14 protein-coding genes are annotated in these 15,244 nt (G+C 64.8%); 10 read left to right on the top strand and 4 right to left on the bottom strand.

From position 1 onward, the window contains the following. The gene (locus K410_RS0126355; protein ID WP_028137646.1) at positions 1 to 1,104 is read left to right on the top strand and encodes an ABC-type transport auxiliary lipoprotein family protein; all 1,104 of its coding nucleotides are present in this window, start codon (positions 1 to 3) and stop codon (positions 1,102 to 1,104) included. 6 nt (positions 1,105 to 1,110) lie between these two features. Here the strand turns inward: K410_RS0126355 and K410_RS0126350 are convergent, their stop codons facing one another. Further along, positions 1,111 to 1,428 (bottom strand): c-type cytochrome, encoded by a 318-nt coding sequence (locus tag K410_RS0126350; RefSeq protein ID WP_028137645.1) that lies wholly within the window; start codon positions 1,426 to 1,428, stop codon positions 1,111 to 1,113. A gap of 154 nt (positions 1,429 to 1,582) precedes the next feature. Here K410_RS0126350 and K410_RS0126345 point away from each other — a divergent pair, with 154 nt between their 5' ends. The 3 genes from K410_RS0126345 to K410_RS0126335 all read left to right on the top strand — a co-directional run bounded on the left by K410_RS0126345 (position 1,583) and on the right by K410_RS0126335 (position 3,522). Next, positions 1,583 to 2,296, top strand: a complete 714-nt coding sequence (locus tag K410_RS0126345) for a helix-turn-helix domain-containing protein (RefSeq protein WP_028137644.1) — start codon at positions 1,583 to 1,585, stop codon at positions 2,294 to 2,296. 92 nt (positions 2,297 to 2,388) lie between these two features. Continuing rightward, a complete protein-coding gene (locus tag K410_RS41305; protein WP_283805936.1) occupies positions 2,389 to 2,514 on the top strand; it encodes a hypothetical protein in 126 nt (41 codons plus the stop codon). A 279-nt stretch (positions 2,515 to 2,793) separates the two neighbouring features. Continuing rightward, entirely contained in the window at positions 2,794 to 3,522 is a 729-nt protein-coding gene (locus K410_RS0126335) for a Crp/Fnr family transcriptional regulator (RefSeq protein ID WP_028137643.1), read from the top strand. 10 nt (positions 3,523 to 3,532) lie between these two features. On the opposite strand, the gene K410_RS0126330 is transcribed toward K410_RS0126335, so the two are convergent. Next, entirely contained in the window at positions 3,533 to 4,309 is a 777-nt protein-coding gene (locus tag K410_RS0126330) for a cyclase family protein (protein ID WP_028137642.1), read from the bottom strand. 297 nt (positions 4,310 to 4,606) lie between these two features. Here K410_RS0126330 and K410_RS0126325 point away from each other — a divergent pair, with 297 nt between their 5' ends. The 6 genes from K410_RS0126325 to K410_RS0126300 all read left to right on the top strand — a co-directional run bounded on the left by K410_RS0126325 (position 4,607) and on the right by K410_RS0126300 (position 11,495). Further along, positions 4,607 to 5,578 (top strand): TRAP transporter substrate-binding protein, encoded by a 972-nt coding sequence (locus K410_RS0126325; protein ID WP_028137641.1) that lies wholly within the window; start codon positions 4,607 to 4,609, stop codon positions 5,576 to 5,578. 63 nt (positions 5,579 to 5,641) lie between these two features. Beyond that, entirely contained in the window at positions 5,642 to 6,193 is a 552-nt protein-coding gene (locus K410_RS0126320) for a TRAP transporter small permease (protein ID WP_028137640.1), read from the top strand. Then, positions 6,184 to 7,476: a TRAP transporter large permease gene (locus K410_RS0126315; RefSeq protein WP_028137639.1), complete on the top strand. Its 1,293-nt coding sequence runs from the start codon at positions 6,184 to 6,186 to the stop codon at positions 7,474 to 7,476. Before K410_RS0126320 ends, K410_RS0126315 begins: the two co-directional genes overlap by 10 nt. A gap of 23 nt (positions 7,477 to 7,499) precedes the next feature. Further along, a complete protein-coding gene (locus K410_RS0126310) occupies positions 7,500 to 8,306 on the top strand; it encodes an SDR family NAD(P)-dependent oxidoreductase (protein WP_028137638.1) in 807 nt (268 codons plus the stop codon). Positions 8,307 to 8,478: 172 nt separating this feature from the next. Further along, positions 8,479 to 10,581 (top strand): molybdopterin oxidoreductase family protein, encoded by a 2,103-nt coding sequence (locus tag K410_RS0126305; RefSeq protein WP_028137637.1) that lies wholly within the window; start codon positions 8,479 to 8,481, stop codon positions 10,579 to 10,581. A 131-nt stretch (positions 10,582 to 10,712) separates the two neighbouring features. Then, positions 10,713 to 11,495, top strand: a complete 783-nt coding sequence (locus K410_RS0126300) for an enoyl-CoA hydratase/isomerase family protein (RefSeq protein WP_028137636.1) — start codon at positions 10,713 to 10,715, stop codon at positions 11,493 to 11,495. A 296-nt stretch (positions 11,496 to 11,791) separates the two neighbouring features. Here the strand turns inward: K410_RS0126300 and K410_RS0126295 are convergent, their stop codons facing one another. Then, entirely contained in the window at positions 11,792 to 12,220 is a 429-nt protein-coding gene (locus tag K410_RS0126295) for a GlcG/HbpS family heme-binding protein (protein ID WP_028137635.1), read from the bottom strand. After that, complete coding sequence (locus tag K410_RS0126290) at positions 12,213 to 15,188, bottom strand: FAD-binding and (Fe-S)-binding domain-containing protein (RefSeq protein WP_028137634.1); 2,976 nt, start codon at positions 15,186 to 15,188, stop codon at positions 12,213 to 12,215. The genes K410_RS0126295 and K410_RS0126290 overlap by 8 nt, the downstream gene beginning before the upstream one ends. Positions 15,189 to 15,244: the final 56 nt, after the last annotated feature.

Below are 15,244 nucleotides of genomic sequence, written 5' to 3'. Positions count from 1 at the left end.
ATGGAAACCCGGGCTCCCTACGTGCTGATCGGCAGTTTCGTGCTGGCCGCGATCCTCGCGGTGTTCGGCTTCGTCTATTGGCTGAACAACACCGGCGGTATCGGGCCGCGCACGAACTACCATGTGCAATTCCAGGGGCCGGTCCCAGGCCTCCTGGTCGGGGCCGGCGTGCTGTTCAACGGCATCCGCGTCGGTGAGGTGACCCAGCTCGGGCTCGCGCCGGACAACCCGCGCTTCGTCAATGCCACGATTTCGGTTGCGACCGCCACGCCGGTCCGCTCCGATACCAGGGTCGGTCTCGAATTCCAGGGCCTGACCGGCGTGCCGGTGGTGACGTTGGAGGGCGGTATGATCGTCGCCAAATCCGGCGAGTCCGTGACCCTGATCGCCGAGGCCGGCGCCGGTCAGAGCATGACGCAGGCGGCGCGTGATGCGCTGCGGCGGGTCGATACGGTGCTTCAGGACAATTCCGGCCCGCTGAAGGACACCATCGCGAATTTCAAGACGTTCTCCGATGGGCTCGCGCGCAACACCGGCAAGATCGACGGCATTCTGGCCGGCCTGGAGAAGATGACCGGCGGCGGCGCTCCCGCGCAGAAGGTCACCTACGACCTGCACATTCCGCAGAACCTCGGGCCTGCCGGCAAGACGCTCTCGGCGTCACTGGCCATCCCTGAGCCGAGCGCGGTCGCAATGCTGCAGACCCAGCGCATGCTGTTCGTGCCCGTCGGCGACAGGCCGGGCTTTGCCGACTTCCTCTGGGCCGACAGCATTCCGAAGCTGGTGCAGGCACGCCTGATCGACAGTTTCGAGAATTACGACATCGCCCACGCACCGCTGCGCACGAGCGATCTCGGTCAGGCGGATTACCAGCTCTTGATCGACATCCGGCGCTTTCGGATCGCCACGGAGGGCGAGGCAAGGGTAGAGATCGGACTGTCGGCGCGGATCGTCGACAAGAACGGCAAGGTGGTTGCCTCGCGCCTGGTCGAGACCAGCGAGAAGCTCGACAAGGTCGAGCCCGCCGCTTCAGTCGCCGCCTTCGACGCGGCCTTTGCCCGCATCGCCAGGGAGCTGATCGGCTGGACCGTGCAGGCGGTATGACGCCGTCTATTCCAGCGTTTTCAGGTAGGACAGAAGGTCGTGGATCTGGTCTGGACTGAGCTCGAAGGCCGGCATGTCGGCGTGACCGGTGTTGATTCCCTCGGCCAGCGCCTCGCCCAGGGTCTCAATGGGGTAACGCCGATGCAGGATGCGCAGCGGGGGTGCGCCCTCGAGCGGGCTGCGGGAGGCGCGGTCAATGGCATGGCAGTGCGCGCAATTGGCCCTCGCAAAAGCCTTACCGCGCTGTTCGGCGGTCGGTGCCGCCAGGGCAGGCGCAATTAGAAGCAGCCCAATCAGGCTGTGACGTAGGGCGCCTTGCAGCATGGAAGAATGATCCCGTCGAACTCTGGAGCAGAATAAAGCGGGGATGCCCCCCAAATTTGATCTGAGTCAATTGGCTTTGGCGCAGTGCAGTAAAATCCAGCCGCGCGGTGGACTCGGCCTGGGGGCGGGGTGCAGCCGGCGCGGGGAGCGGTGGATGAAGCCTTCCGTGGTCATGATTGAGCCGAACGGACATTTTTGCAGTGATTGTGCTGTACGCGGTGCGGCTGTTTGTTCGTCGCTGAATGCGATCGAGCTCAGGGAGTTCGAGCATCTCGGACGCCGCGTTCATTTCGAGTCGGGCGAGACCGTTTTCTCCGAAGAGGACATCACGACCTCGTTCTACAACGTCCTTGAGGGCGTCATGCGGCTGTACAAGCTGCTGCCCGACGGCCGGCGGCAGATCGTCGGTTTCGCATTGCCTGGCGATTTCCTGGGGATGAACCTTTCCGGCCGGCACAATTTTTCGGCCGATGCGATCGGTGTCGTGACCGTGTGCCAGTTCGCCAAAGCTCCGTTCAGCCGTTTCATCGAAGACCGGCCGCTTCTGCTCAAGCGGATCAACGAGCTGGCCATTCGCGAGTTGAGTCAGGCGCGCGATCATATGGTGCTGCTGGGCCGTCGTTCGGCCGACGAGAAGGTAGCGACCTTCCTGCTCGGCTGGCGTGAACGGCTGGTCGCGAACAAGGGCCTGTCCGACACGGTTCCTCTGCCGATGAGCCGCCAGGACATCGCCGACTATCTCGGCCTGACCATCGAAACCGTCAGTCGCACCTTCACCAAGCTGGAGCGTCACGGCGTAATCGAGATCATTCACGGCGGTATAAGCCTGCTCGATCCCGCGCGCGCCGAGGCCCTGGCCGCGGCCTGACCTTCCGCCGCAGCGCCCGACGTTTTTGATCTCGATCAATGACGCCGGCCCGCTGCAGCAAAATAATGCTGCAAACCATGGGGGAGGGAACAATGCCCGCTGACGCGTTGCTGGTGACCGTTATCGTGGTCGCAATCTTCGTCGTATTTGCCGCTGTCCTGGCTTGGGCCGACCGGCAAACCAATTCCATCCGGCTCGACCCGGATTCCAAGCGCTGAAGCTCCCAAGATCGTCGTCCGCCCAGACCTGCCAACAGGCTGACGCTCGCCCGGCCGGCTTGGCTGTTCGCCGGCCTCTCGACGCATCGCGGCCTTGCGTCGCCCGCAACTCTGCATCGATTCGAATGCCCTGGTGCAGCCTTCGGATGCGGGCTTTCGGCTCGATCGCGGCCTTTTCGCCTCATTTGTCTCAAACCCCGCGCGTGCTTTCCGGTTGAAAAGCCTGATAACGTTGACTACGCAGGAACCTCAGTGCCTCGCAGTCTTAGGAGCCGCGGCGTGCCTCAGGACAAGACCGGCGATCCCCGACAGTCGGCGGGCAACAAGCTATCGGTCCTGCGCAAGCACCCGATCTTCGCGGATCTGGAGCCGGAAGCGCTCGATCAGCTTTGTCGCTACGCCAAGCACACCACCGTGAAGCGCGGCGCGACGATCGCCGCCAAGGGCGATCCCGGCAACAATCTGTTCGCGGTGATCTCGGGGACGGTGAAGATCTCCTCCTCCTCGCCGGACGGCCGTAACGCGATTCTCAACCTGATCGGTCCCGGGGAAATCTTCGGCGAGATCGCGGTGCTCGACGGCGCGCCGAGATCGGCCGATGCAACCGCCAACACCAATTGCGAGCTCTACATCATCGACCGCCGGGACTTCCTGCCGTTCGTGAAGAGCCAGCCGGCGCTGGCGATGAAATTCATCGAGCTGCTCTGCGCACGCCTGCGCTGGACCAGCCAGCAGGTCGAGCAGGTGATCCTGCAGAATCTGCCGGGCCGGCTCGCGAGCGCGCTGCTCGGTCTCACCGAGGAGCGCAAGTTCGACTCCGGCAGCGGCACGCTCGCCATCACGCAGCAGGAGATCAGCGAGATGGTGGGGATGACGCGCGAGAGCATCAACAAGCAATTGCGCGCCTGGGCCGGCCGCAACTGGGTTCGCCTCGAGCACGGCGCCATCGTCGTGCTGGATACGGATGCGCTGCGCGAACTCGCCGAGAGCGGCCTCGACGGCGAGTGACGGCGTCCAACTAAGTGTCGATGATGGCGACGGCGCGGGTCCAGCCCGCCGAGGCGCGTTCGATCTTGACCGGGAAGCATGAGACCGTGAATCCGGTCGAAGGCAATTGGTCGAGGTTGTGCAGCTTCTCGAGATGGCAATAGCCGATATGCCGTCCTGCCTTGTGGCCCTCCCAGATCAGGCCGGCGTCGTGCGTCTCGGCATATTTCTTCGCGGTATAGACAAACGGCGCGTCCCAGCTCCAGCCGTCGGTGCCGGTCAGCCGCACGCCGCGCTCGAGCAGGTACATGGTGGCTTCATAGCCCATGCCGCAGCCGGAATTGACGTATTCGGCCTTGCCGAACTTTGCGCCGGCGCTGGTATTGACCACGACGATCTCCAGCGGAGACAAGGTGTGCCCGATGCGTTTCAGTTCCTTCTCGACGTCGTCGGCGCTCGCCACGTAGCCGTCGGGCAGATGCCGGAAGTCGAGCTTCACGCCTGGCTGAAAGCACCATTCCAGTGGGACCTCGTCGATCGTCCATGACCGTTCGCCGTGGTTCATGGTCGGATGGAAGTGCCAGGGCGCGTCGAGATGCGTGCCGTTGTGGGTCGACAACGAGACCTGCTCGACGGCCCAGCCCTGTCCGTCAGGCAGATCCTGGGCCTTGAGGCCGTCGAAGAACTGCAGCATCCGCGGCAGGCCCTGCTGGTGGTCGATATACTGGATGGTCGGATGGTTGCCCGGCGGATCGGCCGTCACGTCGTTTCTGAGCGGCACCGAGATATCGATCAGCTTCCGCGGCATTGGGCATTCCTTCGAGATGGTCCGCTGTGGCGGTCATCTTGAGGGGCCTCGATTGCTGGCGTCAAGTCACGTGCCGGGCGGCAGCCTGCCCGCCCGACCCCATCGCAATGCGAATTGCGCCAGAAATCGATCGATGCAAGTGTTGCATCGATCGATGCCGGATTTGGCTTGGACAGGGAATGCCGCCCGCCCTACGGACGACATTGGCGCTTGACTACATGCTTGAGGTGGAGCGACCCAAGGCGGCCCGCAGCATCCGCCGGACCAAGATAAAATCAACCCAGGAGGAAAGCCCAGATGAAGACACTCACCGGTATCATCACAGCCGTTGCACTGGCGGTCTCAGCGCCCCTGGCGTCCGCGCGGGATTTCCGTTCGGCCGACGTCCACCCCGCCGATTATCCGACCGTCGAGGCGGTCAAGTTCATGGGCAAGCAGCTCGCGGCGGCGAGCGGCGGCAAGCTTGGTGTGAAGGTGTTTCCCAATGGAGCCCTGGGCTCCGAGAAGGACACCATCGAGCAGCTCAAGATCGGCGCACTCGACATGATGCGCATCAACGCATCGCCGCTCAACAACTTCGTGCCCGAGACCATCGCCCTGTGCCTGCCCTTCGTATTCCGCGACACCCAGCACATGCGCGCCGTGCTCGATGGGCCGATCGGCGACGAGATCCTGGCGGCGATGGAGCCTGCGGGCCTGGTCGGTCTCGCCTATTACGACAGCGGCGCCCGGTCCATCTACACCGTCAAGGCACCCGTCAAGTCGCTCGCCGATCTCAAGGGCCTGAAGATCCGCGTCCAGCAATCCGATCTCTGGGTCGGCATGATCCAGAGCCTCGGCGCCAACCCGACGCCGATGCCGTATGGCGAGGTCTACACCGCGCTGAAGACCGGCCTCGTCGACGCTGCCGAGAACAACTGGCCGTCCTACGAGTCCTCGCGCCATTTCGAGGCGGCCAAGTTCTACAACATCACCGAGCACTCCCTCGCGCCCGAAGTCCTCGTGATGTCGAAAAAGGTCTGGGACACGCTGAGCAAGGAGGATCAGGCGACGATCCGCAAGGCGGCCAAGGAATCGGTGCCCGTGATGCGCAAGCTGTGGGACGAGCGCGAGCAGGCGTCCCGCAAGACCGTCGAGGCGGCCGGCGTTCAGGTCGTCACGATCGCCAACAAGACGGAATTCGTCGATGCGATGAAGCCGGTCTATCAGAAGTTCGCCGGCGACGAGAAGCTGCAGAGCCTCGTCAAGCGCATCCAGGGCACGAAGTAGACGCCAGCGCCGCGGGCCCGGCATCGCCGCGAGGTGGCCCGGGCCCTCGCAAGGAGACGCGGGATGACAGACCCACACGTCGCAGATCACGAGCATGACGCGGTCTCCGGGCGCCGGTCCAACGGCGTGCTGTCGCGGATCAACGCCCCCATTGCGCGCGTGGGCATGTATCTGTCGGTGACCGGACTGCTCGTCATCGTCGCCATCGTCTTCTACCAGGTATTCGGACGTTACGTGCTCAATTCCAGTCCGACCTGGACAGAGAACCTTGCGCTTGTGCTGATCCTCTATGTCACGCTGATCGGCGCCGCCGTCGGCGTGCGCGATGCCGGACATATCGGCATGGACAGCCTGTTGGTGATGCTGCCCGACCACGCGCGAGAGAAGATCGAGATCGCGATCCACGTGCTGGTCGCCGCGTTCGGCGTCGCCATGGCCTATAATGGTTGGATCCTCGGGGCGTCCGTCGGCACCGTGAAGATCCCCAATCTCGGCCTTCCCGAGGTGATCCGCTACGTGCCGCTGATCGTCTCCGGCCTCCTGATCGTCTCCTTTTCCATCGAGCACATCATTGCTCTTCTGCGCCGCGAAGAGGTCGTCCCCTCATGGAACTGATCATCCTCGGCGCCACCTTTTTCGGCTTCCTGATCCTCGGCGTGCCGGTTGCCTTTGCGATCGGCCTCTCCGCGATCTGCACCATCCTCTACGAAGGCCTGCCGGTCGCCGTCATCTTCCAGCAGATGATGTCGGGGATGAACATCTTCTCGTTCCTCGCGATTCCGTTCTTCGTGTTCAGCGGTGAGCTGATGCTGCACGGCGGCGTCGCCGACAAGATCGTCCAGCTCGCCAAGAATCTGGTCGGACACATCCGCGGCGGCCTCGGCATGTCGAACGTGGTCGCCTGCACCCTGTTCGGCGGCGTCTCCGGCTCGCCCGTGGCCGACGTATCGGCGATGGGCGCGGTGATGATCCCGATGATGAAGAAGGAAGGGTTCGACACCGACTACGCCGTCAACGTCACCACGCACGCTTCGCTGGTCGGCGCCTTGATGCCGACCAGCCACAACATGATCATCTATGCGCTCGCCGCCGGCGGCAAGGTCTCGATCGGCGCGCTGATCGCGGCCGGCCTGCTGCCGGCGCTCGTGCTGATGGTCTGCATGCTGGTCGCTGCCTACGCGGTTGCGGTGAAGCGCGGTTATCCAGCCGGCAAGTTTCCGGGTTGGGCCGAGGTGTTCCGCTCGTTGGCAGCCGCGCTGCCGGGCCTTCTGATCGTCGGCATCATCCTGGCGGGCATCCTGTCCGGCGTCTTCACGGCAACTGAATCGGCGGCCATCGCGGTCACATACACGATGCTGCTGACGTTCTTCATCTACCGCACCATGACCTGGGGCAATTTCCTGCGCGCGGCCGCCAAGGCGGTGAAGACGACGGGCGTGGTGCTGCTTTTGATCGGCGTCTCCACCATGTTCCAATATCTGATGGGACTGTACGAGGTGGCCGACCTCGCCGGCGAAATGATGAGCAAGATCTCGTCGCAGCCCTGGATGATCTTCCTGCTCATCAACGTCATTCTGTTCGTGCTCGGCACCTTCATGGACATGGCCGCGACCATCCTGATCTGCACCCCGATCTTCCTGCCGATCGCGATGAAGGCGGGCATGGATCCGGTGCAGTTCGGCATGCTGATGCTGATCAATTGCGCTCTGGGGCTGAACACGCCGCCGGTCGGAACGACGCAGTTCGTCGGCTGCGCCATCGGCGGCATCTCGGTGGGCGCGGTGATGCGCACCATCCTGCCGTTCTACGCTGCGCTGATCGCAGCTCTGATGGTCGTGACCTACGTCCCCGCATTCTCGCTGTGGCTGCCGCGCCTCTTGATGGGCTACAAGGGATAGCAGCAGTACAGGAGAGGCTATCAGTGACGGACTATCGCAAGCTCTTCGATCTCACCGGCAAGACGGCCGTGGTGCTCGGCGCCGCCTCGGGTATCGGCAAATCGTCGGCCGAGGCGCTGGCCGGGCTGGGGGCCCGCGTTGTCTGTGCCGATCGCGCGCTTGACGGGGCGGAGGCGACCGCCACCGGCATTCGCGACGGGGGCGGCTGGGCGGAAGCAGCCAGCTGCGACGCGGCGAGCGCTGCGGACGTCGATGCGCTCGCCAAGCTCGTGATGCAGAAGTTCCCGCGGCTCGACATCGCCGTCACGACGCCCGGGCTCAACATCCGCAAGACCATCCTCGACTACACCGAGGAGGATCTCGACCGCGTCCTCAACCTCAACGTCAAGGGCACGGTCTACTTCTTCCAGGCCTTCGGCCGCATCATGGTCGAACAAAAGGGCGGCAGCATCATCGCCTGCTCCTCGGTGCGCGCGGTCACCATTGAGCCTGGCCTCGGCGTCTACGGCTCGACCAAGGCGGCGATCGGCCTGCTGGTGAAGGGCTTTGCCTCCGAGGTCGGCCATGCCGGCGTGCGCGTCAACGCGATCGCACCGAGCATCGCCGAGACCGCGCTCACCGGTCCGTTCAAGCAGCGGCCCGACATCTACAATCTCTATGCTGGCCATACCGTGTTCAACCGCTGGAGCAGTGCGGACGAGGTCGCGACCGCCGTTGCCTATCTCGCTTCGGATGCCGCGAGCTATGTCAGCGGCAGCACGCTGTTCGTCGATGGCGGCTGGACCGCCGTCGACGGTCCGCCGACCGGGCTTACCCAGCTGCAAAAGTAACGCAGCCCGTTTCGGCATTGCGCATGCGCGTCACGGCCGCCGTGTGGCGCAACCGTGCCGTCTTCGCTGTTGCAGCAGGAACCGCCGGCGCACACGGTTTGAGCAATTCGCATGGGCGCTGCCGGATAAATGCCCCTCGGCTGGCCGGTATTTTGGTGTTACGAATTGGAGTATGAACCAGCACGCCAAGATCGACGCCAAGATCGAAATCCGCCATTCGACCTGTCCGCATGATTGCCCCTCGGCGTGCGCCCTCGATGTCGAGGTGGTCGAGGGCCGCAGCATCGGCCGCGTCAGAGGTTCGAAGCGGCAGACCTACACCGCCGGCGTCGTCTGCGCCAAGGTCGCCCGCTACGCCGAGCGTATCCATCATCCTGAACGGCTGATCTACCCGCTGCGCCGCACTGGACCGAAGGGCTCCGGGCAATTCGCGCGGATCTCCTGGGACGAGGCGCTGGACGAGATCGGGCACCGCTTCAACGCCGCCGAGCGCGAGTTCGGCGCGGAATCGATCTGGCCCTATTACTACGCCGGCACGATGGGGCTGGTGATGCGTGACGGTCTCAACCGCCTGACGCATGTGAAGAAATATTCGCGCTTCTATCAGACCATCTGCGCCAATGTCGCCCGCATCGGCTTTGCGATCGGGACGGGCAAGATCGCCGGCGCAGATCCGCGCGAAATGGCGCTGTCCGACCTCGTCGTGATCTGGGGTACCAATCCCGTCAACACCCAGGTCAACGTGATGACGCACGCCGCCCGTGCGCGGAAAGAGCGCGGCGCGAGGATCGCGGCGGTCGACATCTACGACAACGACACCATGAAGCAGGCCGACATCAAGATCATCCTGCGGCCCGGCACCGACGGCGCCTTTGCCTGCGGCGTCATGCATGTCCTGTTCCGCGACGGCTATGCCGACCGCGCCTATATGGACAAGTACACGGACTGCCCTGCCGAGCTCGAGGCGCATCTGAAGACGCGCACGCCGGAATGGGCGTCTGCGATCACAGGCGTGCCGGTGGCGGAGATCGAGGCCTTTGCCAAGGCAGTCGGCGAGACCAAACGGACCTTCTTCCGCTTCGGCTACGGCTTCACGCGCAGCCGCAATGGCGCCACTCAGATGCACGCGGCAAATTGCATTCCCGCGATCACCGGTGCCTGGCAGTATGAAGGCGGCGGCGCCTTCTTCAACAATTTCGCGCTGTGGCACTTCAACGAATCCATCATCGAGGGCCACGATGCCATCGATCCTGGCATCCGCGCACTGGACCAGTCCAAGATCGGCCGCATCCTCACCGGCGACGGCGAAGCCCTGCGTGGCAAGGGCCCGGTCAAGGCGATGCTGATCCAGAATACCAATCCCATGACGGTGGCGCCGGAGCAGGCGCTGGTGCGGCAGGGCTTTGGGCGCGAGGATCTGTTCGTCGCGGTGCATGAGCAGTTCATGACCGAGACGGCGCAGATGGCCGACATCGTGCTGCCCGCGACGATGTTCATGGAGCATGACGATCTCTATTACGGCGGCGGGCACCAGCACATCTCGGTCGGGCCGAAGCTGATCGACCCGCCCGGCGAATGCCGCTCCAACCACTGGGTTCTGCAGGCGCTGGCGCCGCGGCTCGGCGCCAGGCATCCGGGCTTCGAGATGACTCCGCGCGAGTTGATCGACGCGACTCTGAAGCTGAGCGGCCACGGCGACATCGGCGGCCTTGAGGCCGACATCTGGCGCGACCTGCAACCGGATTTCCGCACGTCCCACTATCTCGACGGCTTCGCCCATGCCGACGGCAAATTCCATTTCAAGGCCGATTGGGCGCACCCGCCATTCGGCGTGACCATGGGCGATGTCGACAAGATGCCGTCCTTGCCGGATCATTGGGCCGTGATCGAGCAAATCGATCAGGCCCATCCGTTCCGGCTCGCGACCAGCCCCTCGCGCAGCTTCCTCAACACCACTTTCAACGAGACGCCGTCCTCGCAGGCCCGCGAGGGCAAGGCCAGTGTGATGATCCATCCGCTGGATGCCGCCGCGCTCGGCATCGCCGACGGCGACGCGGTGACGCTGGGCAATACGCGCGGCGAGACCACGCTGATCGCAACGTTGTTCGACGGCGTGCGGCGCGGTGTCCTGATTGCGGAATCCGTTCATCCGAACAAGAACCATATCGGCGGCCGCGGCATCAACATGCTGACGGGCGCCGAAGCTGTCGCGCCGATCGGCGGGGCCGCGTTCCATGACAACAAGGTCTGGATCAGGAAAGCGGTCGTGGCCTGAGGGGCGCTCCGCGTTAATCTCGAGCAAATTTGCGTCGAGACGCTAAAGCGCCGCCGCGCCGTAGTTTGCGCTTGCACCTTGCGTCGCAGCTGCCGCAAATGGCGGCACGAAGCGACGGAAGCGAGCCTACCATGACCGACACCACAGCAATCATCACCGAGAAGCGCGGACAGGCCTTCTGGATCACCATCAACCGGCCCGAGAAACGCAACGCGCTGAACGGCGACGTCATCGCCGGCATCACCAAGGGCTATCGCGACGCGCATGACGACAAGGACATCCGCGTCATCGTGCTGACGGGCGCGGGCGACAAGGCGTTCTGCGCCGGCGCTGATTTGCAGAATTCCGGCGCCGCCTTCGCGATGGACCATTCCAAGCCAAATGTCGACTATGCTGACCTGCTGCGTTTGTCGCAGAACGCCACCAAGCCCGCGATTGCGCGGGTCGGCGGCGTCTGCATGGCCGGCGGCATGGGCCTGTTGTGCATGACCGACATGGCGATTGCCGCCGACAACGTCATCTTCGGTCTGCCGGAGGTCAAGGTCGGCGTGTTCCCGATGCAGGTGCTGAGCCTGCTCCAGCGCATCGCGCCGCCGCGCCTCGTCAACGAATGGGCGCTCACGGGCGAGCCGTTCGACGCCAAGGCCGCGCAAGCCGCGGGCCTGCTCAACTACGTCGTGCCCGCCGCCGAGCTCGATGCCAAGGTCGACTGGCTGATTGGCCGCATCGTCGACAAGTCCCCGACCGCGATCCGCCGTGGCAAGTACGCCATGCGCGCGATCGCCGCGATGTCGTTCGACGAGAGCATCGCCTACACCGAAAGCCAGATCGCGCTGCTCGCGATGACCGAAGACGCCAAGGAAGGCCTCAAGGCGTTCAGCGAGAAGAGGAAGCCGGTCTGGACGGGAAGGTAGAGGAGAGCACCGCTCTCGTGTCCCGGACGCGCCGCAACGCCTCGGCGTTGCTGCGCAGAGCCGGGATCCAGGGCGGCACGGGGACACGTAGCGACATGGGCCCCGGCTCTGCAGCGCACCGCCAAAAGCGCTGCGCTGCGTCCGGGGCACGAGAGCGTGTCCATCAGCTCCATTCGATTTTCAAAGAGAGTGCAGCCACATTCTCCAGCGTCATTCCGGGGCGCGCGTAGCGCGAGCCCGAAATCCATCGTGCAGCACACGATCCGGGGAAATGGTGGCGCGCCCGGAATGACAAGCTACCCCGCATTTGCCTTCAACCCCGCGGCTTGAATGCCCGCCGCCGCGCAGGCCTCGTCATTGTCAGAGGTGTCGCCGGAGACGCCGACTGCGCCGAGCAGCGTCGTGCCGTCCATGATCAGCACGCCGCCGGGCACCGGCACCAGCGCGCCCTTGGCCATCGTGTTCACGGCATCGATGAAATAGGCCTGCTCCTGGGCGCGTTGGAACAGCGCGCGCGAGCCCATGCCCATGGCGAGTGCGCCATAGGCCTTACCGTGCGCGATCTCGGCGCGCATCAGGCTGGTGCCGTCCTGTGCGGCGGCAAGCTTGAGCACGCCGCGCGCGTCCAGGATGGTCACGACCAACGGCTTCAGCTTGAGCTCGCCGGCCTTCGCGAAGGCGGCGTCGAGGATCTTGCGGGCGGTATCGAGCGTGAGGTCAGCCATGGCTGGGTTCCTTTGCGGCTTGAGAGGTCAAATGGGGTTCGGCGCGATCGAGGCTCAGCGCCAGCACGCGCGCGACGTGAAGCGCCTCGCGCTGGGTGCCGTCGTGGATCTGGTAGCGGCAGGAGGTGCCGTCGGCGACGACCAGCGTCGTCTGGTCCGCGCGCCGCACGGCAGGCAACAGCGACAGCTCGGCCATCTCGATCGAGGCATCGTAGGTGTCGGCGCCATAACCGAAGGCACCGGCCATGCCGCAGCAGCTGGACTCGATGGTCTCGACCTTGAGGCCAGGAACGAGCCGGAGCACCTGCTCGACCGGCTTGAAGGCGCCAAAGGATTTTTGGTGACAATGGCCGTGTACCACGGCCTTCTCGGCCACGCTGCCGAGCGGCAGTTGCAGCCGGCCGGCTTCGGCCTCGCGCACCAGGAATTCCTCGAAGGTCAGCGCATGAGCGCCGACCGCCTTGGCGTCGTTGTCCTTGCGCAGCGAAGCGAGCTCGTCGCGCAGCGTCAGCAGGCAGCTCGGCTCGAGGCCGACGATCGGCACGCCACGCGCTGCAAAGGGCACAAAGGCGGTCACGAGCCGGTCGAGCTCGGCTCTTGCTTGGTCGACGAGACCGGCGGAGAGGAAGGTGCGGCCGCAGCAGAGCGGGCGGCCGCCGCTTGCCGGCCTGGGCAGATGTACGCGATAGCCGCCGGCCACGAGCACGCGCAGTGCGGCGTCGAGGTTTTCCCGCTCGTAGATGCGATTGAAGGTGTCGGCGAACAGCACGACCTCGCGGCCGGCTTGCGGGCCGACGCTTTCGGTCGGCGGCACGAACACGTCGCTGCGGAAGGCGGGCAGCGCCCGGCGCGCGCTGATGCCGGCAAAGCGCTCGAACAATCGTCGCAGCCACGGGCTGCGATTGCGCAAATTCGCCAGCGCCGCGAAGCGCGAGGCGAGGCTGGCATAGCGCGGCAGATACGCGACGAGACGATCGCGCAGCGTCAGGCCATGGGACTGCGCGCGTGCCGCCAGCACCTCGATCTTCATCTTGGCCATGTCGACACCAACAGGGCATTCGTGGCGGCAGGCCTTGCAGGAGACGCAGAGTTTCAGCGTCTCCATCATCTCGTCGGACGATAGCGCATCAGGGCCGAGCTGGCCGGAGATCGCAAGCCGCAGCGTGTTGGCGCGTCCGCGGGTGACGTCCTTCTCATTGCGCGTGGCGCGATAGGACGGGCACATCACGCCGCCCTCCAGCTTGCGGCAGGCGCCGTTGTTGTTGCACATCTCGACCGCGCCCTGGAAACCGCCGCCGGCGCCGGGATAGGCAGACCAGTCGAGCTTTGTTTTCAGCTCACTGACGCGATAGTCGGGCTTGAAGCGAAACAGCGAGCGGTCATCCATCTTGGGCGCATCGACGATCTTGCCTGGATTGAGGACGCCGCCGGGATCGAAGCGCTGCTTCACCTCCCTGAAATCGGCCACGAGACGCGCGCCGAACATGGTCTCGTGGAATTCCGAGCGGACCAGGCCGTCGCCGTGTTCGCCGGAATGCGAGCCCTTGTACTCGCGCACCAGCGCAAAAGCCTCCTCGGCGATGGCGCGCATCGCCTTGACGTCCTTTTCCAGCTTCAAATTCAGCACGGGGCGCACGTGCAGGCAGCCCTCGGAGGCGTGCGCATACATCGTGCCGCTGGTGCCGTGCCTGGCAAACACCTCGTTCAGCCGCGCTGTATAATCGGCAAGGTGCGGCAGCGGCACCGCGCAATCCTCGACGAAGGAGACCGGCTTGCCTTCCTGCTTCATCGACATCATGACATTGAGGCCGGCGGCGCGGAAATCGGCGATGCCGCTCTGCAGCGCGGGCTCGGTGATCTCGATCACTCCGCCCCATTTGCGCGTGTGGTTATTCCAGCCGAAGCCGAGATCGCCCATCAGCTCGCCGAGCTGCTTCAGGCGGATGAGGTTGTCCGTCTGGTCCTCCTCGGCGAACTCGACCACCAGCACGGCATCCGGATCGCCCTTGATGGCCGCGGAGATGACGGGTGCGAACATCGCGATGTCGCGGCCGAGCGCGATCATGGTGCGGTCGACCAGCTCGACCGCGATCGGCTTGAGCTTGACCAGATGCTGGGCCGCGTCCATCGCCTCGTAGAAGCTGCCGAAATGGCAGACGCCGAGCGCCTTGTTGCGGATCACCGGCCACAGCTTCAGCTCCACCTTGGTGGTGAAGGCCAGCGTCCCTTCCGAGCCGACCAGGAGATGCGCCATGTTGTTCGGCGCGTTGCGCGGCACCAGCGCATCGAGATTGTAGCCGCCGACGCGGCGTTGCACTTTGGGAAACCGCGCCGCGATCTCCTCGGCTTCGCGGGAGCCGAGATCGAGCATTTCGCGAAACAGCGCCCGGACTTTGACGTCTGCATCTACATCGGAGAGATCGCGCGAGACTTCGCCGAAGCGGCTCAGCGTGCCGTCGGCGAGCGCGGCCTCCATCGAGAGCGTGTTGTCGCGCATGGTGCCGTAGCGCAGCGACCGACCGCCGCAGGAATTGTTGCCGGCCATGCCGCCGATGGTGGCGCGCGAGGCGGTGGAGACGTCGACCGGAAACCACAGCCCGTGCTTTTTCAGCTGCCGGTTGAGGTCGTCGAGCACGATGCCGGGCTCGACTACGCAGGTCCGGCCCTCGACGTCGAGCGACAGGATCCGGTTCAGATGCTTGGAGAGATCGACCACGAGCCCGTCATTGACGGTCTGGCCGCATTGCGAGGTGCCGCCGCCGCGCGGAGTGACCTTCAGCCCCTCGTCGCGGGCGATCGCCAGCGCCCGCAGCGCTTCGTCCATGGTCCTGGGCGCCACCACGCCAGCTGGCACGATCTGATAGAACGAAGCGTCGGTGGCGTAGCGGCCGCGGCTGAAGGGGTCGAACAGGACGTCGCCGGTCAGCTCCGACCGCAGGCGCCGTTCGAGCGAGGAGGCGTTTGTCATCCCTGATCCCGGACTGATCCAGTGAGGCTCAGCCTTACTGAGTTATTCATTATCGT

It is taken from the genome of Bradyrhizobium sp. 22, assembly GCF_000482425.1.
GTDB lineage: Bacteria > Pseudomonadota > Alphaproteobacteria > Rhizobiales > Xanthobacteraceae > Bradyrhizobium > Bradyrhizobium japonicum_B.
The sequence above is the reverse complement of the archived record's forward strand: the minus strand, read 5'-3'. Positions and strand labels throughout refer to the sequence as shown.